17 protein-coding genes are annotated in these 21,691 nt (G+C 64.3%); 6 read left to right on the forward strand and 11 right to left on the reverse strand.

Annotated features, from left to right (window positions below):
• Positions 1-249: 249 nt before the first annotated feature.
• Positions 250-651 (forward strand): DUF2794 domain-containing protein, encoded by a 402-nt coding sequence (locus RCO24_RS07155; RefSeq protein WP_374990931.1) that lies wholly within the window; start codon positions 250-252, stop codon positions 649-651.
• 98 nt (positions 652-749) lie between these two features.
• On the opposite strand, the gene RCO24_RS07160 is transcribed toward RCO24_RS07155, so the two are convergent.
• From RCO24_RS07160 to RCO24_RS07170, 3 genes are all read right to left on the reverse strand, one after another.
• On the reverse strand, positions 750-1,505 hold the full coding sequence (locus tag RCO24_RS07160) for a Bax inhibitor-1/YccA family protein (RefSeq protein ID WP_308961057.1): 756 nt from the start codon (positions 1,503-1,505) through the stop codon (positions 750-752).
• Positions 1,506-1,716: 211 nt separating this feature from the next.
• Complete coding sequence (locus RCO24_RS07165; protein ID WP_308961059.1) at positions 1,717-4,296, reverse strand: FtsX-like permease family protein; 2,580 nt, start codon at positions 4,294-4,296, stop codon at positions 1,717-1,719.
• Positions 4,293-4,988 carry an ABC transporter ATP-binding protein gene (locus RCO24_RS07170; protein WP_308961061.1) on the reverse strand — a complete coding sequence of 232 codons (696 nt, stop codon included), beginning with the start codon at positions 4,986-4,988 and terminating at the stop codon, positions 4,293-4,295. The genes RCO24_RS07165 and RCO24_RS07170 overlap by 4 nt, the downstream gene beginning before the upstream one ends.
• Before the next feature lie 108 nt (positions 4,989-5,096).
• Here RCO24_RS07170 and RCO24_RS07175 point away from each other — a divergent pair, with 108 nt between their 5' ends.
• From RCO24_RS07175 to RCO24_RS07185, 3 genes are all read left to right on the forward strand, one after another.
• On the forward strand, positions 5,097-5,795 hold the full coding sequence (locus RCO24_RS07175) for an arylesterase (protein WP_374990932.1): 699 nt from the start codon (positions 5,097-5,099) through the stop codon (positions 5,793-5,795).
• 18 nt (positions 5,796-5,813) lie between these two features.
• The gene (gene thpR / locus RCO24_RS07180; protein ID WP_308961062.1) at positions 5,814-6,380 is read left to right on the forward strand and encodes an RNA 2',3'-cyclic phosphodiesterase; all 567 of its coding nucleotides are present in this window, start codon (positions 5,814-5,816) and stop codon (positions 6,378-6,380) included.
• A 95-nt stretch (positions 6,381-6,475) separates the two neighbouring features.
• Positions 6,476-7,879, forward strand: coding sequence for an MFS transporter (locus tag RCO24_RS07185; protein ID WP_308961063.1), 1,404 nt, complete (start codon positions 6,476-6,478; stop codon positions 7,877-7,879).
• Positions 7,880-7,893: 14 nt separating this feature from the next.
• Here RCO24_RS07185 and RCO24_RS07190 read toward each other — a convergent pair whose 3' ends face one another.
• From RCO24_RS07190 to htpX, 6 genes are all read right to left on the reverse strand, one after another.
• Complete coding sequence (locus RCO24_RS07190; RefSeq protein WP_308961065.1) at positions 7,894-9,558, reverse strand: FMN-binding glutamate synthase family protein; 1,665 nt, start codon at positions 9,556-9,558, stop codon at positions 7,894-7,896.
• 119 nt (positions 9,559-9,677) lie between these two features.
• Positions 9,678-10,199, reverse strand: a complete 522-nt coding sequence (locus RCO24_RS07195) for a GNAT family N-acetyltransferase (protein WP_308961067.1) — start codon at positions 10,197-10,199, stop codon at positions 9,678-9,680.
• Positions 10,199-11,782 (reverse strand): bifunctional phosphoribosylaminoimidazolecarboxamide formyltransferase/IMP cyclohydrolase, encoded by a 1,584-nt coding sequence (purH, locus tag RCO24_RS07200; protein ID WP_308961068.1) that lies wholly within the window; start codon positions 11,780-11,782, stop codon positions 10,199-10,201. Before purH ends, RCO24_RS07195 begins: the two co-directional genes overlap by 1 nt.
• Before the next feature lie 79 nt (positions 11,783-11,861).
• Positions 11,862-13,547 (reverse strand): heparinase II/III family protein, encoded by a 1,686-nt coding sequence (locus RCO24_RS07205; protein ID WP_308961070.1) that lies wholly within the window; start codon positions 13,545-13,547, stop codon positions 11,862-11,864.
• A gap of 169 nt (positions 13,548-13,716) precedes the next feature.
• Complete coding sequence (locus tag RCO24_RS07210) at positions 13,717-15,141, reverse strand: RsmB/NOP family class I SAM-dependent RNA methyltransferase (RefSeq protein ID WP_374990933.1); 1,425 nt, start codon at positions 15,139-15,141, stop codon at positions 13,717-13,719.
• 189 nt (positions 15,142-15,330) lie between these two features.
• Positions 15,331-16,311: a zinc metalloprotease HtpX gene (htpX, locus tag RCO24_RS07215; RefSeq protein WP_308961074.1), complete on the reverse strand. Its 981-nt coding sequence runs from the start codon at positions 16,309-16,311 to the stop codon at positions 15,331-15,333.
• 181 nt (positions 16,312-16,492) lie between these two features.
• Between htpX and RCO24_RS07220 the strand changes: the two genes are divergently transcribed.
• The gene (locus RCO24_RS07220; RefSeq protein ID WP_308961076.1) at positions 16,493-16,726 is read left to right on the forward strand and encodes a DUF1674 domain-containing protein; all 234 of its coding nucleotides are present in this window, start codon (positions 16,493-16,495) and stop codon (positions 16,724-16,726) included.
• Between the two features lie 194 nt (positions 16,727-16,920).
• The gene (locus RCO24_RS07225; protein ID WP_308961078.1) at positions 16,921-17,637 is read left to right on the forward strand and encodes an extensin family protein; all 717 of its coding nucleotides are present in this window, start codon (positions 16,921-16,923) and stop codon (positions 17,635-17,637) included.
• Positions 17,638-17,650: 13 nt separating this feature from the next.
• Here RCO24_RS07225 and RCO24_RS07230 read toward each other — a convergent pair whose 3' ends face one another.
• Together RCO24_RS07230 and acnA are read right to left on the reverse strand one after the other, a co-directional pair.
• A complete protein-coding gene (locus RCO24_RS07230) occupies positions 17,651-18,427 on the reverse strand; it encodes a DUF1223 domain-containing protein (RefSeq protein ID WP_308961080.1) in 777 nt (258 codons plus the stop codon).
• A gap of 469 nt (positions 18,428-18,896) precedes the next feature.
• Positions 18,897-21,626 (reverse strand): aconitate hydratase AcnA, encoded by a 2,730-nt coding sequence (acnA, locus tag RCO24_RS07235; protein ID WP_374990934.1) that lies wholly within the window; start codon positions 21,624-21,626, stop codon positions 18,897-18,899.
• Between the last annotated feature and the right edge of the window lie 65 nt (positions 21,627-21,691).

Consider the following 21,691-nt stretch of genomic DNA (forward strand, 5'->3'; position numbering starts at 1 on the left):
GAGGAAAACGGGAGTCTGCGGATTGGAAGGAGAGGGAGATGGCCCGGTCCAGGGAGATTCGCCACGGATTGGGGGCTTGGGGGCGTTAAATCCGAGGCGGTGATGGACCGGGCCGGGGCGCTGATGTTGTCATCGTTGCGCATCAATGCGGCCCGCCAAAGGACGCTTTGTGGCATCGATGTGAAATGTTGGCGCTTGAAAAATCTCGGACCTGGCGCGATCATGACTCACGGCTGAAGGGAGGCGCGCTTGAGCGAATCCGATCCCATACGTTTCCGCCCGCGCGAAACGGGCGTTCGTTTGCGTTCCCAAGGTCCCGCCAGTTCATCCTCCGCCGCTGCCTCCCGCAACAGTGCGCCGGTCGTGGCATTCAACCGTTCCGAGCTCGATGCCATTCTGGCCGTCTACGCCCGCAAGGTGGCGGCCGGCGAATGGCGCGACTATGCGCTCGAGATGGGGCGCGAGAAGGCGGTGTTCGCCATCTTCCAGCGCACGTCGGAGTATCCACTGTTCCGGGTGGAGAAATGCCCACGCCTCGCGCGGCGGCAGGGGGCTTACAGCGTGGTGCTCAGAAGCGGCGCCATCCTGAAGCGCGGGCACGATCTCGCGCGCGTGCTGCTCGCCTGCGAGAGCGTGAAGCTCAGCCATTAGCGGGCAGCTTCGTCCAATATCCTGCCGTCAACCGCACAATGAAAAAGGCCCCGCCGCGAGGCGAGGCCTTTTCCGATTGCAGGGTGTTGGCCCGAACTTTACTCGCGGTCGCCCATCAGCGACAGCAGGTTTACGAAGAGGCCAATGAAGTCCTGGTAGAGCGACAGAGCGCCGAAGATCGAAGCCTTGGCAGCAGCTTCCGCGTTGCCGGCAACCTCGAAGTAGGTGTCCTTGATGCGCTGCGTGTCGTAGGCGGTGAAGCCGGCGAACACGAGCACGCCAATCACCGAGATTGCGAAGCTCATGGCGCTCGACTGCGTGAAGATGTTCACGAGGCTCGCGATGATGACGCCGATGAGGCCCATGAACAGGAACGAGCCCCAGCCCGAAATGTCCTTCTTCGTCGTGTAGCCCCAGATGCTAAGCCCAGCAAACGTGGCGGCCGAGATGAAGAACACGTTGGCGATCGACGAGCCGGTGAAGACCAGCAGGATCGACGAAAGCGACGCGCCGACGAGTGCGGCGTAGATCCAGAACGAAGTCTGGGCGGCGCCGACGCTCATGGTGTTCGCCTTGAAGGCGAAGAAGAACACGAATGCGAGAGGCGCGAAGAACAGAACCCACTTCAAGGGCGTCGTGTAGATCGCCTGGCCGAACGCCGTCAGCGCCTTGGCGCCGGTCGTCGGATCCACGGTTACAGCGAGCGAGAAGATGAGATAGGCGATGATGCCGGTCAGCGCGACGCCGCCCGCCATGTAGTTGTAGACGCCCAGCATGTATGAACGCAGACCCTCGTCGACGTCGGCCCGGCCGACGGTCGTCGGATGCGTATATCTGCTGTCAAACTGTGCCATCGTGTTGCAAGCCCCTTAAAGACCTCTAGCGCAAATTCAATTTGCCCTTGGGATATTGGAACAAGGCCAACCGCTTTCAAGACTTGAAAGCGGAAACCCATCCTGCCGGGCAATTGCGATCATTCATAAGGCATTTCGCCCGGATTGTTAATCTTGAGTGATCAAGAAAATACCTAGGTAGTGCGCCATCCGGCCTGATGAAAGCTTGGTTTTATTGGGATCTTAGGGTCGCGGCAGGCTTCGCCCGCAGTACCGCCCAAGTGCCCAAAGAGCCGAACAGCAGAACCAGGCCGATGGAAACGGCCAGCGCTTTCAAAACGGCATCCACGCTGAAGGTGAAGGGGATCTTCATGACCTCGCCGACCGCGATCCAGGCCGCGAACGCACCAAGTCCGATCGCAAATACACCGGCAATCGTCGCGAGCAGCAGATACTCGGCCACGTGGGATAGCAGCACACGCCGGCGCGTGGCGCCGAGCACTTTCAACACCACGGCCTCCAGCACACGCCGCCGCTGGGCGGTGGCGAGCGCGCCGGCCAGCACCAGCGCACCGGCAATCAAGGTCACGCCTCCCGCAACCCGCACCGCCACCATGACCTTCTCCAGGATGGCCGTCGCGGCGTTCAGCGCATCCTTGACGCGTATGACGGTAACGGTCGGAAACGCCTTGCCGACCGCGCGGCCGAGGTTGGCTTCGGTTTCGAGCGGCACGCCTTCGGGCAAGCGCACTGTCGCCAGGAGGTTGTGCGGCGCGCCCTTGAGGGCATTCGCCGAGAACACCATGACGAAGTTGAGCGTCAGGCTTTCCCACTTCACCTCGCGCAGATTAGCAATGCGCGCGGTGAGATCGCGGCCTAGCACGTTGACCTTCACCTCGTCGCCGATACCGATACCGAGATGGCGCGCGAGCTCACGCTCGAACGAGACCAGAGGCTCGCCGTCGTAGCCCTCCGCCCACCATTCGCCGGCGACGAGGTTCGATCCTTCGGGCAGGGTATCGGAATAGGTGAGGCCACGGTCTCCGTTCAGCACCCATTGCGCTTCCGGCGGCGGCTTGAACTCCTCGACCTTGCGGCCCTTGAGCTCGACCAGGCGCCCCCGCAGCATCGGGGCCTCGGTCACGTGGGCGCCCGGCGCCTCGCGCACGACGACGCGAGACAGCTCCTCTGCATCCGACTTCGGAATGTCGAGCAGGAAGTAGCTCGGCGCTTTCTTCGGCAATCGGCCCGTCAGCTCCTCGACGAGGGAGGCATCGGCGAGTGCGACGGCAACCAACAGCGACAGCCCGGAGCCGAGCGACACCACGACCGAGCGCGTGAGACCACCCGGTGCGCCGAGATTTCCGATGGCCAGCGCCAGCTCGGGCCATTTCGGCCGTGGGATACGTCGCGCAAGCCGCGTGACCAGACCGCCGAGGCCGGTGAAGACCGCGAACACCAGCACGACTGCGCCGCATAGATAGAGCGCGATGCGGGTCGATTCCGCCATCATCAGCACGAAGCCGAGCAGGGTTGCAGCGATAACGGCCGTCAGCGCAATGATGCCGCGGCGCGGCCAGACGGTTTCGGGCGCGACCTCATCGCGGAACAGCACGGACGGCTTGATCAGCTCCGCACGGCCCAGCGGCCACAGCGTGAAAAGCAACGCGACGAGAAGGCCGTAAACCGCGCTCGCAACGATGCTCGTCGCAGAATAGGCGATGTCGGCCTTGATCGGGAGCTGATCGCCGTAAGCCGAGATCAGGAAGTAGGGAGCCGTCACGCCGACGACGAGCCCGATCGCGATGCCGATCAGCGCGATCACCATCACCTGAAGCAGAAAGATCGTGAGCACCAAGCGGCTCGTGGCGCCGATCGTCTTCATGGTGGCGATGACGTTGCGGCGCCGCTCGATGAAGGTTGCGACAGCGCTTGCGATGCCGACGCCGCCGACGAGAAGTGCGGCAAGGCCGAGGAAGGTCAGGAACTGGCGAAGGCGATCGAGCGTGCGCGTCACCTGCGGAGAAGGATCGCGCCGATCCCCGATAACGAAGCCGGATTGGGAAAGCTCCGTTTTTGCGCTTTCGCGAAACGCCGCGACGTCGCTTGCGGTTTCCGCCTTGCCTTCCGGAAGCTTCAAGGCATATCGCCAGCGCACGAGCGTGCCCGGCTGCACGAGGCCCGTCTTGATCAGCGTCGCGTGGGAGGCGAACACACGCGGGCCGTAGGTCAGCCGGTCGGCAACGGCATCGGGCTCGTTCTTGAGCGTGGCGCGAACGACCACTTCGGTTTCGCCAATGCGGAGCTTGTCTCCGATCGCCAACCCGAGCTGGCTCAGTAGCACGGGATCGACGACGGCCCCATCCGCCGCGATGGCCTCGGCGAACGGCGCGCCTTCAACCTCCACCTCGCCGACCAGCGGATAGGCATTGTCCACTGCCTTCAACTCGACGAGCGCCTGCTGTTCTCCGTCGAGACGGCGGGCCATGGTGCGGAGCGTCGCGACCTCACTCAGACGCCCGCGTGCTTCCATCCAGCCGCGTTCGGCGTCGGTGGCGCGGGCGTGCATGCGGGCGAACGTGACGTCGCCGCCAAGAATGACCGCACCCTGGGTTTCAAAGCCGGACCGGAGTGCGTCGGACAGCGTGCTGACCGTGGCGATCACCGCGACGCCGAGCGCAACGCAAGCCATGAAGATGTAGAAGCCGCTGAGGCCAGCGCGCAGCTCGCGCAACGCAATCCCAACGAGGCGAGAGAGAGGCAGACCCGAACGCGTACGCGGCGGCGCGGCAATCACTGTGGTTGCGGTCATGCGGCCACCACGGCCTGCTCGTCGGACACAATACGGCCATCGGCCATGCGGATCGTGCGCTCGCATTCCTTGGCAAGGCGCTCGTCGTGCGTGATCAGAACGAGCGTAGCGCCGCTCTTGCGCTTCAGCCCGAACAGGAGATCGACAACGGCGCGTCCGGTCTTGCCATCGAGATTGCCGGTCGGCTCGTCGGCCAGCAAAAGCTTCGGACGCGGGGCGAGCGCACGGGCCAGTGCCACACGCTGCTGCTCGCCACCCGAGAGCTGGGCCGGGAAATGATCGACACGCGCGCCGAGGCCGACATCATCGAGCAGGGACGACGCCCGCTCGCGCGCGCCTGTCACGCCCGCGAACTCCAGCGGAAGCGCCACGTTTTCAAGCGCCGTCATGGTCGGGATCAGGTGGAACGATTGGAACACGATGCCGACATCCTCGCCCCGGGCGAGCGCCAGGCTGTCCTCGTCGAGGGCATTGAAATCCCGATCGACAACGTGCACATCCCCTGCTGTGGCTTTCTCAAGCCCGGCCAGGATCATGAGCAACGACGTCTTTCCCGACCCAGACGGCCCGACGATGGCCACCGATTGGCCGCGCGCAATGTCGAGCGTGATTCCCTTCAGGATCTCGACAACGCCGGCGCGGCTTTCGAGGCTGAGCCGAACGTCGGCAAGGCGGATGATCGGCTGGGGCACTGTTGCGAGGCTCCGTCAAAAAAGGCGGTTGGGTTCGATAAAGAGCGGGAACGACCAGACACGACGTTTTCCGTCTCATGAGTTGTCGGGTGGTGGTGAGGCAAAAAAATGAAGGCAAAGCAAAGTGCTTCGAGCTTCGTCGGTCAGATGGTGCGGCTCGCCGTGATCGTCAACCTCTGGATTGCCACGGGAATGGGCGGTGCCATGGCTGAAGATAAGGCAGCGCCAATCCGCATCGTCGCGTTTGGCGACAGCCTGACGGCAGGCTATGGCCTCCAGCCCAGCGAGGCATTCCCGGTGCAACTCGCCGCGGCGCTGAAGGCCAAGGGATACGCCGTCGACGTCGCCAATGCGGGCGTCTCGGGCGACACGACGTCGGGCGGCCTGGAACGGTTCGACTGGGCCATTCCCGAAGGCACCGAAGCCGTCATTCTCGAGCTCGGAGCCAACGACGCGCTGCGGGGTATCGACCCGGATCGCGCGCGCGAAAACCTCGACAAGATCCTGACGAAGCTTCGCGCCCGGAACATCGAGGTTCTGGTGGCGGGCATGATGGCGCCGAAGAACTGGGGCAAGGAGTATGAAGCACGCTTCGCACCGATCTTCAGCGATCTCGCGACGAAGCACGGCGCATCGCTCTATCCGTTCTTTCTCGATGGCGTCGCGCTCGATGCCAAGCTCAACCTTCCAGACGGGCTACACCCGACCGGCCCCGGTGTCGGCGTCATCGTCGAGCGCATTCTGCCGAAGGTCGAGGAGCTGATCGGCCGCGTGCGGGAGCGGCGCGTGGCGGTTTCGAAATCTTGATCTCGAGGCAATAGTCCCATGCCGCGCTTGTTTACGGGTATCGAGTTGCCGTCCGCACTTGCGGACGCGCTTTCGGATCTCGCGATGCCGCTCGCGGGCGCGAAGTGGGTCGAGCCCGAGGACATGCACATCACGTTGCGGTTCGCCGGCGACATCGACAATCCCACGGCCAACGACTTTCATGCCGCGCTGTCCGGTATCGACGAACCGGCATTCCAGATCTCCCTTTCGGGCTTCGGCGCATTCGGCGGCCAGCAGCCGCGCGCGTTATGGGCGGGCGTCGAGCAGAGCCCCTGGCTCGACGCGTTGTGGCGAGCCAACGAGCGCGCGGCCCGAAGCGCGGGCCTGACCTCCGAAAAGCATAGCTTCAAACCGCATGTGACACTCGCCCGTCTCAAGGGGACCAGGCCGGAAGCCGTCGCGCGCGTGCTGGAGCAGCTTGGCAGCTTCCGCACCGAGCCGTTCCAGGTCGAACGGTTCGTGCTGTTCTCGTCGCGACCGAAGGTCGGCGGCGGGCCATACGTTGTCGAGGACGCATTCGACCTGCGCGGGGCGGAGTACGCCCGGCAATGGAACGATATCTGAACGCTTTCAATGCCGCCCTGTTTCACCCCCTCAAACAGGACGCGCGAAAGCGATCAAGGTAGGCTATAGCGGAGTGAGAACCGGGGGGACACACCGTGCAGGACGCAGCCACGATCAGCCAGGGAACGGGCCCGGAGAGCCAGCCGATCAAAGCGGCGCCGCGGCGTGCGCTGGTGTCCTGGGTGCTGTTCGATTGGGCGGCGCAGCCCTATTACACGCTTGTTCTTACGTTCCTGTTCGCTCCCTATTTCGCGAACGTCGTCGCGCCAAACCCCGCCGAGGGGCAGGCGCTGTGGGGCTATGCCGCTGCCGCCGCAGGTATCCTGATTGCGCTCGGCAGTCCGTTTCTCGGCGCGGTGGCCGATGGCGGCGGACGGCGCAAACCGTGGATCGCCGCGTTCTCCGTCGTCCTCGTCGTGAGCCTCGCGACGCTTTGGCTAGCGGTGCCGGCGGCCGATACGACGACGCTCGCTGTCGTTCTGGTGGCGTTCGTCGCAGCCACGGCAATGGCGGAGTTCACGACGGTCTTCACCAATTCGATCATGCCGAGCCTGGTGCCGCATAGTCAGCTCGGTCGACTGTCCGGCACGGGCTGGGCCGTGGGCTACGCCGGCGGGCTTTTGAGCCTCGCGATCATGGCCGGGCTGGTGGTGGCCGATCCCACGAGCGGGCGCACGCTGCTCGGGCTCGAGCCGGTCCTGGCGCTCGATGCGGCCACCCGCGAAGGCGACCGACTGGTCGGGCCGTTCTCCGCCATTTGGTACGTGCTGTTCATGATCCCGTTCTTCCTGTTCGTGCCGGATCGCAAACGGCCGCCCGGCGCACGCGGCGACAAGCCCGCGCTGGCCGAGCTTTGGCAAACGCTCCGCTCGTTGCCTTCGAACCGCGACATGCTGCTGTTTCTCGTCGCGCGCATGCTCTACTCGGACGGCCTTGCGGCGATCTTCGCGTTCGGCGGCATCTACGGCGCGTCGGTGTTCGGATGGGGCGCGATGGAGCTGGGATTGTTCGGCATCGTGCTCACGATCGCAGGCGTGTTCGGCGCGCTGATCGGCGGCGTGCTCGACGATCGCGTCGGCTCCAAGACGGTGATCGTGGTTTCGCTGCTGCTGCTGCTCGTGGGCGCGCTCGGCATTCTCTCGGTCGATCAGAACCACGTTCTCTATTTCACGGAGGTAGATCCGAAGGCGGCCGGCTCGAAGCCGTTCTCATCGCACGGCGAGCTGGTGTTCCTCGCTTTCGCGGTGGTCGTCGGCCTCGTCGCTGCGCCCGTGCAGGCGGCCAGCCGCGCGCTGCTCGCACGCCTCGCGCCGCCCGACAAGATCACGCAGTATTTTGGACTGTTCGCATTCTCCGGAAAGGTAACGGCGTTCATGGCGCCGCTACTGGTCGCGGCCGTCACGCAAGCGACTGGAGACCAGCGCATCGGCATGGCGTCGATCGCGGTGTTCCTGATCGCCGGCTTTCTGCTGATGCTGCCCGTGCGCTCACGCGCGTAGCCCCGGGCGGCTCCCTATTCGGCAGCCGCAATCGATGAAATCGGGATGACCTGATCTGCGGGCGAGAAGCTGTCGGCGCGTGCCAGATCCCATGCGTGCCTCAACCTCGGATCGGCAACGCCCGTGAGCAACTCGCCGGGCCTCAGCATGTGATAGAGCTCGGCGAAGGTCACGACGCGATCCGGCGCGGCCCGATGCATGAAATGATAGGGCTTCAAGTCACCGGGACGATCGAGGCCGGCGGCCGCGATCAGCTCGGCCAACGCTTTGACGGTTTCCTTGTGGAACTGCGCAACACGCTCGGCCTTGCTCGGAACGTCGATCGCACGCTGGCGCGTAGGGTCCTGGGTGGTGACGCCGGTCGGGCAGCGGCCGGTGTGGCACTGCTGGGCTTGAATGCACCCGACCGCAAACATGAACCCGCGCGCGGCGTTGCACCAGTCCGCACCAAGCGCCATCACGCGCGCCATGTCGAACGCCGTCGTGATTTTGCCTGACGCGCCGATCTTGATGCGATCGCGCAGGTTGGTGCCGACGAGCGCCGCTTCAACGAAGCTCAGGCCATCGCGCAAAGGCATTCCCATATGATCCATGAATTCGAGGGGCGCTGCGCCGGTGCCGCCTTCCTTCCCGTCGACGACGATGAAATCCGGCGTGATCCCGGTTTGCAGCATCGCCTTGACGAGGGCGAGAAACTCCCAAGGATGGCCGATGCAGAGCTTGAAGCCGATCGGCTTGCCGCCCGAAAGGCGGCGCAACTCGGCAATGAAGTCCATCAGCTCGATCGGCGTCGAGAAGGCCGGATGGCAAGCCGGCGAAATGCAATCGCGACCGACGGGAATGCCGCGGATCTGGGCGATCTCCTCCGTGACCTTTGCGGCCGGCAGCACGCCGCCGTGGCCGGGCTTGGCGCCTTGAGACAGCTTGATCTCCACCATCTTAACCTGCGGGTCGGCGGAAATCTCGGCGAATTTCTCAGGCGAGAATGAGCCGTCCGGGTTGCGGCAGGCGAAGTAGCCCGAGCCGATCTGCAGGATGATGTCGCCGCCATTTTCGCGGTGATAGGGCGTGAAGCCGCCCTCGCCGGTATCGTGGGCGAAGCCGCCAATCCTGGCGCCCTTGTTCAGCGAACGAATGGCGTTGGCCGACAGCGAGCCATAGCTCATGGCCGATATGTTCAGAACGGATGCCGAATAGGGCTTCTTGCAATCCGGGCCGCCGACGAGCACGCGGAACGGCTCGCGAGGCAACGGTCTCGGCGCCATCGAATGGTGCAGCCATTCGTAGCGGCTCTCGTAGACGTCGTACTGGGTGCCGAAGGGGCGCTTATCGAGTTCCTTCTTGGCGCGCTGATAGACGATGGCGCGCTTGTCGCGCGGGAACGGCGAGCCGTCCTTGTCCGCCTCGAAAAAATACTGCCGCATCTCGGGGCGGATGTTCTCGAGCAGGAAGCGCAGGTGCGCCGTGATCGGGTAGTTGCGCAGGATGGCGTGTTTGGTCTGCAGCACGTCGCGGATACCAAGCACCGCGAAGAACAGGAAGAAGATCAGCAGCGGGCCGGTGATGTAGGCGGCCGCGGGCGCGCTCTGCCAGAAGGCGACAGCCAGCACGAGGCTGGCAACGACGGAAAACGACAGAAGAACATAGCGCGGGTAAAATGGCACAAGCAAAAGGCGCATGAGGATACCTTTGCCGATGAGTGCTGCTTCGCAGCCGTTTCAATTCCCGAATTCTACAAATGTCTCACGCAAGATGTATGTCATCGGTTTTGCGAGCCTGACGTCGGCCTATGCTGCGGTCATCCAAGGGTTTTTTGGCCGCCTCGGGTGGCGACCATGAACCAGGACGGCCCCATCTGGGGGTCGTTCCAGACGCGTTGCCAGCGGAAACCGGCCTTTTCGTAGGCGCGGACAGCGCGCTCGTTCTTCACCGATGGGAACACGCAGACCGCAACCGCTAACGTCGTCGCGAACACCTCGTCACGCAACAGGCCGAGCGCCACCTGCCCGACACCCTTGCCCCGATGCTCTTCGGCCGCAACGAAGAGATCGAGGTCCCATGTCCCGGGTTCCAGATCTTCCGGCAGGTTGTCACCCCACAGGGTGGCGTCGACTGCGTGCGCATAGCCGACAGGCACGCCATCCGCCTCGATCACGCGGCAGATCGCGTGCTCTGAAGCGAGTGCCATGTTGACTTCGGCTTCCGTCGCCGAAACCGGCCCCCACCAGTCCTGGATGTCGGGCCACGCCAGCCAGCGGCGAATGAGATCGAAATCCGCCCGTGTGGCTCGCCTCAGGCTTATGCGGGGCGCATCCGTCATTAATGCCGGAAGTGGCGCATGCCGGTCAGCACCATGGTCAGGCCCTTCTCGTCGGCCGTCTTGATGACCTCCTCGTCGCGCATCGAGCCACCCGGTTGGATGACCGCGGTCGCGCCTGCCTCGGCCGCGGCCAGCAAGCCATCGGCGAACGGGAAGAACGCATCCGACGCGACGGCTGAGCCCTTGACGTCGAGACCCGCCATCTCGGCCTTTATGGCCGCGATGCGCGAGGAATTCACGCGGCTCATCTGGCCAGCACCGATCCCGACAGTCGCGCCGCCCTTGGCGTAGACGATGGCATTCGATTTCACGAACTTCGCGACCTTCCAGGCGAACAGGAGATCGGCCATCTCAGCCGGCGTCGGTTGGCGCTTGGTCACGACCTGCAAGCGATCATAGACGGCGAGGTCGCTGTCCTGCACCAGAAGGCCGCCGGCGACCGTGCGGGTCTCGAAGCGCTGCGCAGCAACCAGCGGCCATTCGCCGGTGACCATGAGGCGAACATTCTTCTTCGCGGCGACGGCTTCCTTGGCTTCCTCCGTGACGGAAGGAGCCAGGATCACCTCGACGAACTGCCGCTCGACGATCTTCGCGGCGGTCGCACCATCGAGTTCGCGGTTGAACGCGATGATGCCGCCGAACGCCGATTCCGGATCGGTTTGATAGGCGCGGTCGTAGGCGGCTTCCAGCGTTTCGGCCTCGGCCACGCCGCACGGGTTCGCGTGTTTGACGATCACGCACGCCGGGTGGTCAGAGAACGATTTCACGCATTCGAGCGCGGCATCGCTGTCGGCGACATTGTTGTAGGAGAGTTCCTTGCCGAGAAGCTGGCACGCGCTGGAGACGGTGCCACTTTCCGGCTTGCTCGACACGTAGAATGCGCCACGCTGGTGCGGGTTCTCGCCGTAGCGCATGTCGATGGCCTTCTTGTATTGCGTCGTAAACGTCGGCGGGAAGCCGAGTGCAGTGCCATCTGCATTCGCGGCCACGGCGCCGAGCCAGTTGCTGATCGCGCCGTCGTAGGCTGCGGTGCGAGCGTAGGCCTTGGCTGCCATGCGCTTGCGGAAGGCGGGTGTGGTGCGGCCGCCGTTGGCGGACATTTCTTCGAGAAGCTCGGGATAATCCGCGCTGTCGACGATCACTGTGACGGACGCGTGGTTCTTCGCGGCGGCGCGGATCATGGCGGGGCCGCCGATGTCGATGTTTTCCACGCAGTCGTCGAACGAGGCGCCGCTCGCGAGCGTCGCTTCGAACGGATAGAGGTTCACGATCAGAAGATCGATGGCGGTGATCTTGTGCTTCTCGGCGGCGCGGATGTGCTCCTCGTTGCCGCGCACCGCCAACAAACCGCCGTGGATCGTCGGATGCAGCGTCTTTACGCGACCGTCGAGAATTTCCGGGAAGCCCGTGACGTCGGCGACGTCGGCGACCGAGAAGCCCGCGCCCTTGAGCTTGGACGATGTGCCGCCGGTCGAGATCAGCTCGATGTTCCGCTCCGAGAGCGCGTAAGCGAGCTGCTCGAGGCCCGTCTTGTCCGAGAGAGAAATCAGGGCCCGGCGGATTTTAGGATTGGAATCTTTCATCGGTCGCAATTCGTCCTTTGTGACATCGGTCTTGGCGTTGCCGTGCCGCGCGCGGCCGGCACGCCGTCGTTCTATTCGTCTATTCGCCCAACGTGTCCTGGCCTTCGAACACCCAGCGAACCTCGGTTTCTCCGAAAGTGGCGCCGCGCGCAACAATCTGCAGCGCCCTTCTGGGACCGGAGGAGTCCGAAAAATACGTGCTTTCCTCGATTGCGAGGCGGGCGCCCTCAAGGCTGAACCACCAGGTGTCGCCGCTCGGCAGCGTAATGATCGCAATGTTCGGGTTGTCGTCGCGGCGGCAGCGAACACTCGGATGCAAATGGAAATGGACGGCGAACGGGACGTCCTTGCGCAGCCGCATGGTGCCGGCCCGGCCGGTCAGGCGGTCGATGCCGAGCAGGCGGCGGCCGGATCCCGTCAGCGCCAGCGTGCGATGATGCATGAGGTCGAACCGGCGAATGTAGCCGTCGTGACTCGCGGCGATTTCAAGCGAGCCGTCGTGCTCCTCGACCTTGGAGCGCACGTCATCCGGAAACCGGATCGGAGGTCCGCCGACCAACTCTTCGAGTGTCTTGTGGCGGATCAGCTTCGAAGAGGATTTCTCGCCAAGGCAAAGCGTGTTGTGGCTCGCAGTCGCGCGTGAGGCCGCGCGCCATTCGGTGTTCGCCGAGCTTGGCGCTCCGCCGTTGACCAGCATCAGTTCGGTGCCGACGCTGAACTCGAACGACAGGCAGGCGGCGTGGGCTTCGGCGGCGGCTTCGAGCGGCGGCGGCGAACCGGTGTCCATGATCAGGATCGAGCGGCCGCGCTCGAGCCGGCGATAGTACGAGTGGGGTGCATTGTCGGGAATGGCGCCGGGGTTGTCGTCATAGACGAGCACCGTCGCGAGGCCTGCGGGGGAGGCGACGCCCATGCCGTTGAAGCGGGCCAGCATGCCGTCACCGAGGCGCATGTATTTCAGCGCGGCCAGCATCGTTTTCATGATCGCGGTCAGTTCAGGCGGCGCGGCGCGGCTGCGCGCGGCGAAGCACTGATGCAGCGGCAGGAGATCGAGCATCAGCTCGACAAGCACGCCGGGGTTTCGGCTGATGTGACCGCCATCCGGCAGGATCTGCCGTTCAAGCTCCTGGACGAACAGGCGCTCGGTTTCCGGCACCTGGCCCTCGTGCCCCGAAATGCAAAGCTGCGCGAGAAGCAGAGACAGCAGCGACAACAGACGCGGATAGCCGCTGGGGCTCGAGCGCCAGCCGGCTGCAAGGCGCACAAGCTGTATGCCCAGGCTCTCGGTCAGGATCTCGTAGGTTTCCGCGTCGGCATCTTCCAGCAGCAGCCCCGAATGCGACATCCACGAGATGAGCCGCCGCCCGGTGACGTGCGGCTCGGCCGCCAAGCCGCTGCCGCCCCCGCGATGGCGTAACGCCCATTCGGTGGCCAGAAGGCGCGCCGTCTCGCGCGCTTCCGTTCGCTCCTCAGCGCGCGCGGCGGCCGCAAGGTGGCGAAGCCATCCGAAGCCATGCAACGCGCGCGCCCAGGCTTCGTTGGGCGGAACGATATCGAAGGGTGAAACCTCGTCGGCGAGCGCGACCGTACCGGCGAGCCCGAATTGGCCGATCTCGACTTCGTCCCAGAAGCTCGGGTCGGCGGTTCTCAGATCCTGGGGAACGATGAGCAATTGCTCGGCGGCCGAGGCGCCGAACTGCCAGCGAAACGGCGGCGAATAGAGAACGGACGAGATCGCGCCACGGCGCAGGCGGTCCGCGGCCAAGTGCGTGATCCTGATACGCTCCGATAACTTGAGCCGCGACGCCATTTTATTCCTCAGACCGTCCGCTGCGACGGCCACACTAACCGGCCGCTGACGGCAGCCTGCCTCGTTGCTCGGATGGTAGCATGCCGCACCGCCTGCTCAATCGGCATGCTCGACTTATGGACGGTCAAGCGACCTCAGACGCGGACTTACGTACAAGGCGAGCCGCATAGAACCCGTCGAGACCCGCAAGCGCGGGATCGGGGTTTGGGAGATGACACGGAAGCGTGCGCAGATCGCCTTCGGACGTCAGCCAGTCCGCCACGATACCGGCTTCGCCGGCAGTAACCGGCACCCGCGTGAAATCTTCGTTCGCCGCAATAAAGCGCGTGATCTGGGCGGGCCCTTCCTCGGGCTCCAACGAACACGTGCAATAGACCAACGTCCCGCCGGGTTTCACCAGCCGAGCGGCCTGGGCCAGAAGCTGCTCCTGAAGCGCGACGCGCTCGGAGGTGTCGTCCTTGCGTTTCAGATGCAGGATGTCGGGATGGCGCCGGATGGTGCCCGTCGCACTGCACGGCGCATCGAGGAGCACCGCATCGAACTCGCGCCCCGGCGCCCAGGTTGCGACGTCGGCTTCGACGATGTCGGCGCTGAGCGCGAGCCGCGCGAGGTTTTCCTTGAGACGCAGAAGGCGCTGCGCCGACTGGTCGACGGCCGTCACGTTGGCGCCGGCCACCGCAAGCTCGGCGGTCTTGCCGCCCGGTGCGGCGCAGAGATCCGCCACGTCACGTCCTGCGACCGAACCGAGAAGGCGCGCAGGCAATGACGCGGCCGCATCCTGCACCCACCACGCGCCGTCATTGAAACCTGCAAGATCTTCCACATGCCCGACGCGCGGCAGTCGCACGGAGCCATTCACGAGCACGGTGCCGCCGAGGCGCTCGGCCCAGCCCTCGGGATCGGCTTTGACTGATAGATCGAGGGCCGCTTCGCGAAGCGAGGCCGTCGCGATATCGCGTGCAAGCGCTTCGCCATAAGCCTCGCCCCAGCGGGCGAGCAACGAGACGGGAACGTTCGCGACAACCGGATCGATACCCGCCATCACTTCTTTGCCGGACGTCGCGACGCGGCGGAGCACAGCATTGGTGAGGCGGTCGAAACGATAGGCCTTGCGATCGTCGCGGCATTGATCAACCGCGAGGCTGATGGCGGCGTGAGGCGGCGTGTCGAGCAACAGAAGCTGTGCGGCGGCGGACAGCAAGATCGACCACAGGCGCCCGCTGTCGGCCGGCAGCGGCTTTTCGAGAAACGACGAGACGACGGCCTGCAGCTCGCCTTTGTGGCGCAACACCGTCAGCACGATCAGACGAGCCAGCCCACGGTCGCGCGGATCGAGCGCGCCTGCTTTGTCGGACGCCCAGTCGAAGGCCTCATCGAGCGCATGGCCGCGATCGAAGATCGCGGATAGGCAATGTACCGCCACTTGGCGCGCGCCGTAGCCCGAGGGACGAGGACGGGCGGGAGCCGATGCGCGTTTGTCCGTAGCGTCGCCCTCGGCGTGCCTCCGAGGCCGCGGCTTCTTGGTGTCTGGTCGGCGCGGAGGAGGCATCGGGGTTTTTACCGGGAGCTGAGGCGGTCATCGGGGATCTGAGGAGGCCGCGCCAGGCAAGAATACCGCAGACCTAGAGCGCGGCAGGCAAAATAGGCGACCGCTCCAGCTTCCTTGGCCGGAGCGGCACGGCACGTCAAGCGGCGGAGTATCGCGCCGTTAAGGCCGCGTGACGGCACGTTCCGTGGCTTATCCCCAGGGACCTCGGCTATCCCCACGATCCGACGGGCCTGCCCACGGACCGGAATCGCGCTGGCTTTCTTCATTCGAAGGAAGATCAGGCCCCAGATCCACGCCGTTGCGAGCCAGCTCCTGGGCCAGCGCTTCGAGCGCCGCAATGCGGTTCTCGGTGTTGGGATGGGTCGAGAACAGGTTGTCCATACCCTGGCCGGTCAGGGGATTGATGATGAACATGTGCGCGGCAGCCGGCACCTGCTCGGCTTCCTCGTTCGGGATCCGCTGGGCGGCGTTGTGAATCTTGACCAGCGCCGACGACAACCACCGCGGGTTGCCGGCGATCAGCGCGCCCATGCGGTCGGCCTGATACTCGCGCGAGCGGCTGATGGCCATCTGCACCAGCATGGCCGCAAACGGCGCGACCAGCATCGCCAGGACGGCGCCGATCATACCGAGACCGCCGCCGCCGCGCTCGTCGCGGTGGCCACCGAACAGCATGCCGAACTGGAGATACTGCGCGAGCATCGAGATCGCGCCGCCGATGGTGGCGGCGACCGTCATGGTCAGCGTGTCGCGGTTCTTGATGTGAGCAAGCTCGTGGGCGATGACGCCCGCAATCTCCTGGCGGTTCAGCGATTCGAGCAAGCCGGTGGAGGCCGCGACAGCTGCGCGCGTCGGGCTGCGACCGGTCGCGAAGGCGTTCGGCTGCGCGTTGTGCATGACATAGACGCGCGGCATCGGAAGCTCTGCACGGCGCGCGAGATCGCGCACCAACCCGTAGTATTCGGGGGCGCTCCGCTCATCCACCTCCTCGGCCCCGAACATCTTCAGGACCATGGTGTCCGAGTTCCAGAGGCTGAATGCGTTCATGGCCAACGCCACGACAAAGGCGATGACCATGCCCTGCTGTCCGCCCACCGCCGCGCCCATGGCGACGAAGATGGCTGTCAGAGCAGCCAGTAGGAAAGCGGTCTTGGCGTAGTTCATCGGCATTTCGTCACTCCAACCTGCGTCGTGCAGATCCCAAATTCAGATGGTTGGCGAAGGGCTTGAGGCGCTGTAACGCGCTTTCCGCCCTCTCGCGTTCGTGTTCGGGAATGCTATATAGGAATGAGGCTGGCCAACGACCAGCATCCTTCGGTTTTCACAGGCGGATTGAGGCCGCGGCGCGATCATGACCACCTCCTCGGATACTCCCCCGGCCAAACCCCAGAACGCGACTGCGGCCGAAACGCCGAAACCGGCACTCTCGCCCGAGGCGCAGCGCGCGCTCAAAGAGGCCGAGGAACGCCGTGCCAAAGCCGCTGCTGACGCTGCCCAGCGGCAGCCTGAGCTCGGCGGCTCCACAGGACCGGAGCCCACGCGCTACGGCGATTGGGAAAAAGGCGGGCTCATCAGCGACTTTTGATAATCGCTCCGCCGGCTGACGCCTTTCATCCCTCAGTATTTCCGATACCCGCCGATCTCATAGGGTCGTGCGTCGCTCTGCAAAACCGGTTCCCACTTTTCCGGAAGCACTCTAGGTTATCGGCGGGGACGGTTTAGCCCGCGCGCGCACGGAACAAGCGGAGACATGCGCGCTTGCGGGTACGAGGGGGGCTAATGCGACAGAAGAAGCCACGGCGCATTTTTTCAAAGCTTCTCCTCGCCCTTTTCGCGTTTCTGGCATTCGCTGGCGCCTTCTGGTTCGGTCTCGTGCCGCAGCGCCTGAGCCCGTTTCCACCGATCTCACTCGAGAAGCCGCCATCGTTCTTCGTCGATGCCCGGCTTTCTTCCTTGCGGTTCGATTCCGCGCTCTGCCAATCGGTTCTGAAGCAACCCCACATCGATGCCACCGCCATTCCAGACCGCAACCTGGAAAGCGGCTGCGGATGGACGAACGCGGTCAAGTTCACCAGCACGGGAGGGGCCAAGATCGGTGTCGAGCCGTTGACGTGCGAGATGGCCGCGGCGCTGACGCTATGGGTCGAGCACGAGGTACAGCCGCTGGCCAAGGAGATGTTCGGACAGGAAGTGGTCCGCCTCGGCGACATGGGCACCTATGGCTGCCGCAACATCGTCGGCAATCCGTTCTGGAAGGGCGTCCGCAGCCAGCACGCCACCGCCAATGCGATCGACATCTCCGGCTTCACGTTCGCAGACGGCCGTTCGATCTCACTGCTCAAGGATTGGAAGGGATCGGACAAAGAGAGCGAGTTCCTGCACAAGGTGCATCGGAGCGCGTGCCGCTACTTCCGTGTCGCGCTCGGGCCCGACTTCAACGCCGCCCACGCCAACCACTTCCATTTCGATCGCGGCCTGATGTGGACCTGCAAGTGAGCTTTGCGTTCCGTCAATCGCCGAGGCGGGCCGCGCCGATGATCGGCCCGGCGTTGGCTTCCTGGATGAGCACGACGAGATCTTCCGTTTCGGGGCGCATCACGGCGGCGCGCGCGAGCCGGATCGTTGCCGGGCGCCCGTTCCAGAGGCCGACGGGCGTCAGTTCGCGAACCACGTTGTAGTAGGTGAGGGTCTTGCCGTTGTTCTCGCCGCCCTTGACCGGGACTTCCACCGACTTCTGAACGACCGCTAGCCAGATCGTCGCCTCCTTGGGCTCCGTGCCGGGTGGTGCACCGCCGGTTTCGATGATGATGCTCGCACCGTAGTGCCAGAAATGTACGGGAACCCGGCTGCTGCCGAGTGCCGTCTCCGTCGCGCGGAGTGCGCGGTCGATCTCGGATTGGCTGGAGCCCAGCACCTCGGCCGCGCCATTCACGACGGCTTGGGGCGTGTAAACCGTGCCGGTATCGAAGCGCTTCGCATATTCGCGCTGGCGCTCGGCATTACGCGGCCCCGCCAGCGTATCCTTCCATCCGAGATAGTCCCAGTAGTCGACCGGGAGCGACAGGCCGATCACATTCGATTGATCGAGATACTGCTTGAGCAGAACGTCGGCTGCCGGGCAATCCGAGCAGCCCTGGCTCGTGAACATCTCGATGACCGCTCGTGGCGTGCTCGAGGGTTGCGGAGCGGGAAGCCCCTCCGTCATCTCGGGCCGCGCCAAGGTCGGCGTCAGGGCCGTGGCCGCGACGATCAGGTAACGCAGGGCTCGGGGGAGGGCTCTCGGCATCCTATTCTTCTTGCATGGCTCTTCTGACATGGCCCTGACATGGCCCGAGCGTCCGGCCAGCAGCCGGCGCACTCGTCATCGAACGCCCACCGTCCTCCCGACCGGCAAGCCGCGGGATCCTGCGTCAGGATCCCGCAAAAGTCCCATTAAAAATAGGATTGGAAACGCGTGTGGTCCAGGGCTGCCCGCTACGGACGCATCCGCAGCCAAGCCCTCGAGCTCCCGCCTGCCGCCATGGCCTCATTGGTGAGAGCGGCGATTCACGTTTCAGGCTTTTCCTGCGCCGCCGATTCACGCCGCGTCCAATGGGGCCGCGACGATCGGAGCGGCTTTTCCTGCGCTGCCGATTCACGCCGTGCCTGGTAGGTGGCACGGCGATCGGAGCGCGTGGGCCCGAAGCGATCATGGTGGTTTTTAGTAAGATCGATGATTCACGCTTCAGGCTGGTAAGGCCTGAAGCGATCATGATCTAGGCCGCAAGGTTGCGGAGCACGTACTGAAGGATGCCGCCGTTCTTGAAGTATTCGATCTCGTCCAGCGTATCGATCCGACAGATCAGGGGCACGGCCAGCGTCGTGCCGTCGGACTTGGTGATCTCGGCCTCGACGATCTGGCGCGGCTTGACCGTGGCCAGTCCCTTGAGCGTCACCTTCTCGCTACCGTCGAGCCCCAGCGATTCCCACGTCGTGCCGGCTTCGAATACGAACGGGACGATGCCCATGCCGACCAGATTGGAGCGGTGGATGCGCTCGAACGACTGCGCGACAACAGCTTTTACGCCGAGCAGATTGGTGCCCTTCGCCGCCCAATCGCGCGACGAGCCGTTGCCGTATTCGACGCCCGCGAACACGACCAGCGGCACGCCTTCCTCGGCATAGCGCTGCGCCGCATCATAGATCGCGAGTTTCTCGCCCGATGGATGGTGAATGGTGTAGCCGCCCTCGACGACGTTGCCGGATGCGTCCTTCACCATGAAGTTCTTGATGCGGATATTGGCGAAGGTGCCGCGCATCATCACTTCGTGGTTGCCGCGGCGCGTGCCGTACTGGTTGAAGTCGGCCGGCTGCACGCCCTCGTCGAGCAGATACTTGCCGGCCGGTGACGCGGCCTTGATGGACCCTGCCGGCGAGATGTGGTCGGTGGTGATCTTGTCGCCGAACAACGCAAGCACCCGTGCACCCTCGATATCGGTGATCGGACGCGCGGTCTTGGTGATGCCTTCGAAGTACGGCGGGTTCTGCACGTAGGTGGATTTGTCGTCCCAGCCGTAGGTGAGCCCGGTGCCGGCCTTGATGGTGCGCCAGCGATCGTCGCCGTGGAACACATCCGCGTACTTCGACTTGAAGAGATCGCGGGTGACGTTCTCGATCATGAACTTCTGGATCTCCTGGCTCGAAGGCCAGATGTCCTTCAGATAGACCGGCTTGCCGTCGCTGCCGGTGCCCAACGGCTCGGTCGAGAGATCGCGGACGACGGTGCCAGCCAGCGCGAAGGCAACGACCAGCGGCGGAGATGCCAGATAGTTGGCCTGGACGTCGGGGCTGACGCGGCCTTCGAAGTTGCGGTTACCCGAAAGAACGGCAGCGGCGACGAGACCGTTGTCGTTGATGGTTTTCGAAATCTCGGCCGGAAGCGGGCCGGAGTTTCCGATGCAGGTGGTGCACCCGAAGCCGACGAGATTGAAGCCGATCTGGTCGAGGTAGGTCTGCAGGCCCGCCTTCTCGAGATAGGCGGCGACGACCTGGCTTCCCGGCGCGAGCGACGTCTTCACCCACGGCTTCGACGTCAGCCCCTTGGCGACCGCGTTGCGTGCGAGAAGGCCGGCTGCGATCAGCACCGAAGGATTGGACGTGTTGGTGCAGCTCGTGATCGCGGCAATCGCAACGTCACCATGGCCGAGATCAAAATCGCGTCCCTCGACCGGAGCGCGCTTATCTGCTTCGCCCGGCTTCTTGTATTCGGTTGCGAGCGCGGTCAGGAAACCGGCCTTCACATCCTGAAGCGCGATGCGTCCCTCGGGCCGCTTGGGTCCGGCGAGCGACGGCACAACGGTGGCAAGGTCGAGCTCGAGCGTATCCGTAAACACGGGATCGCCGGCATCCTTGACGCGGAACAGGCCTTGCGCCTTCGCATAGGCATCGACCAGCGCAATGCGGGACGATTCGCGGCCCGAAATGGTGAGATAGTTCAGCGTTTCATCGTCCACCGGGAAGAAGCCGCAGGTGGCGCCGTATTCGGGCGCCATGTTGGCGATGGTGGCGCGATCGGCCAGCGTCAGGTGATCGAGACCCGTTCCATAGAACTCGACGAACTTGTTGACCACGCCCTTCTTGCGCAGCATCTGCGTGACGGTCAGCACGAGATCTGTCGCGGTCACGCCTTCCTTGAGCGAACCGAACAGCTTGAACCCGATGACCTCGGGAATCAGCATCGACTGAGGCTGGCCGAGCATGGCCGCCTCGGCCTCGATGCCGCCCACGCCCCAGCCGAGAACCGCGAGGCCGTTCACCATCGTGGTGTGGCTGTCGGTGCCGACAAGGGTATCGGGATAAGCGATGGTTTCGCCGTTGGACGTGGTTGCTGTCCAAACGGTTTGGGCGAGATATTCCAGATTGACCTGATGGCAGATGCCAGTGCCCGGCGGCACAACGCGGAAGTTCGCGAAGGCGTCCTGGCCCCATTTCAGAAACACGTAGCGCTCGCCGTTGCGGTCGTATTCGAGCTCAACGTTCCGATTCAGAGAGTCGGCATTGCCGAATGCATCGACGATGACGGAGTGATCGATGACCAGATCGACGGGAACGAGCGGGTTGATCTTCTTGGCGTCGCCGCCCAGCGTCAGCATGCCGTCGCGCATCGCCGCGAGATCGACGACCGCGGGCACGCCGGTGAAATCCTGCATCAGAACGCGCGCGGGCCGGAAGCCGATTTCTTTCTCGGCCTTGCCCTTGTTCACGAGCCACTCGGACATCGCCACGATGTCAGCCTTGGTGACGGAGCGGCCATCCTCGTTGCGCAGCAGGTTCTCAAGAAGAACCTTCATCGAGTAGGGAAGCTTCGAAATCCCCGCGAGCCCGTTCTTCTCGGCGTCGGGCAGCGAGTAATAGACGAAAGCCTGACCGTCTACGGTGAGTGTCTTGCGGCAATTGAAGCTGTCTAGGGAGGCCGGCGCGGAAATGGCGTTCGTCGAAGCGCTCACGTTTCTTCTCCTCAAGGCGCGAATTATCTGGTGGTCGCAGACGCGATATCGCCTCGCCACCCTTA

Origin of the sequence: Hyphomicrobium sp. LHD-15 (assembly GCF_031157355.1) — a bacterium.
In the GTDB taxonomy this organism is placed as follows: domain Bacteria; phylum Pseudomonadota; class Alphaproteobacteria; order Rhizobiales; family Hyphomicrobiaceae; genus Hyphomicrobium_C.

Excerpts from the sequence above, each read along its gene's own strand:
- RCO24_RS07175 (WP_374990932.1), top strand. The coding sequence starts at position 5,097 with ATGAAGGCAAAGCAAAGTGCTTCGAGCTTCGTCGGTCAGATGGTGCGG.
- htpX (WP_308961074.1), bottom strand. The coding sequence starts at position 16,311 with ATGCCGATGAACTACGCCAAGACCGCTTTCCTACTGGCTGCTCTGACA.
- RCO24_RS07195 (WP_308961067.1), bottom strand. The coding sequence starts at position 10,199 with ATGACGGATGCGCCCCGCATAAGCCTGAGGCGAGCCACACGGGCGGAT.
- RCO24_RS07225 (WP_308961078.1), top strand. The coding sequence starts at position 16,921 with ATGCGACAGAAGAAGCCACGGCGCATTTTTTCAAAGCTTCTCCTCGCC.
- RCO24_RS07165 (WP_308961059.1), bottom strand. The coding sequence starts at position 4,296 with ATGACCGCAACCACAGTGATTGCCGCGCCGCCGCGTACGCGTTCGGGT.
- RCO24_RS07160 (WP_308961057.1), bottom strand. The coding sequence starts at position 1,505 with ATGGCACAGTTTGACAGCAGATATACGCATCCGACGACCGTCGGCCGG.
- RCO24_RS07220 (WP_308961076.1), top strand. The coding sequence starts at position 16,493 with ATGACCACCTCCTCGGATACTCCCCCGGCCAAACCCCAGAACGCGACT.
- RCO24_RS07190 (WP_308961065.1), bottom strand. The coding sequence starts at position 9,558 with ATGCGCCTTTTGCTTGTGCCATTTTACCCGCGCTATGTTCTTCTGTCG.
- RCO24_RS07210 (WP_374990933.1), bottom strand. The coding sequence starts at position 15,141 with ATGCCTCCTCCGCGCCGACCAGACACCAAGAAGCCGCGGCCTCGGAGG.
- purH (WP_308961068.1), bottom strand. The coding sequence starts at position 11,782 with ATGAAAGATTCCAATCCTAAAATCCGCCGGGCCCTGATTTCTCTCTCG.
- thpR (WP_308961062.1), top strand. The coding sequence starts at position 5,814 with ATGCCGCGCTTGTTTACGGGTATCGAGTTGCCGTCCGCACTTGCGGAC.
- RCO24_RS07230 (WP_308961080.1), bottom strand. The coding sequence starts at position 18,427 with ATGCCGAGAGCCCTCCCCCGAGCCCTGCGTTACCTGATCGTCGCGGCC.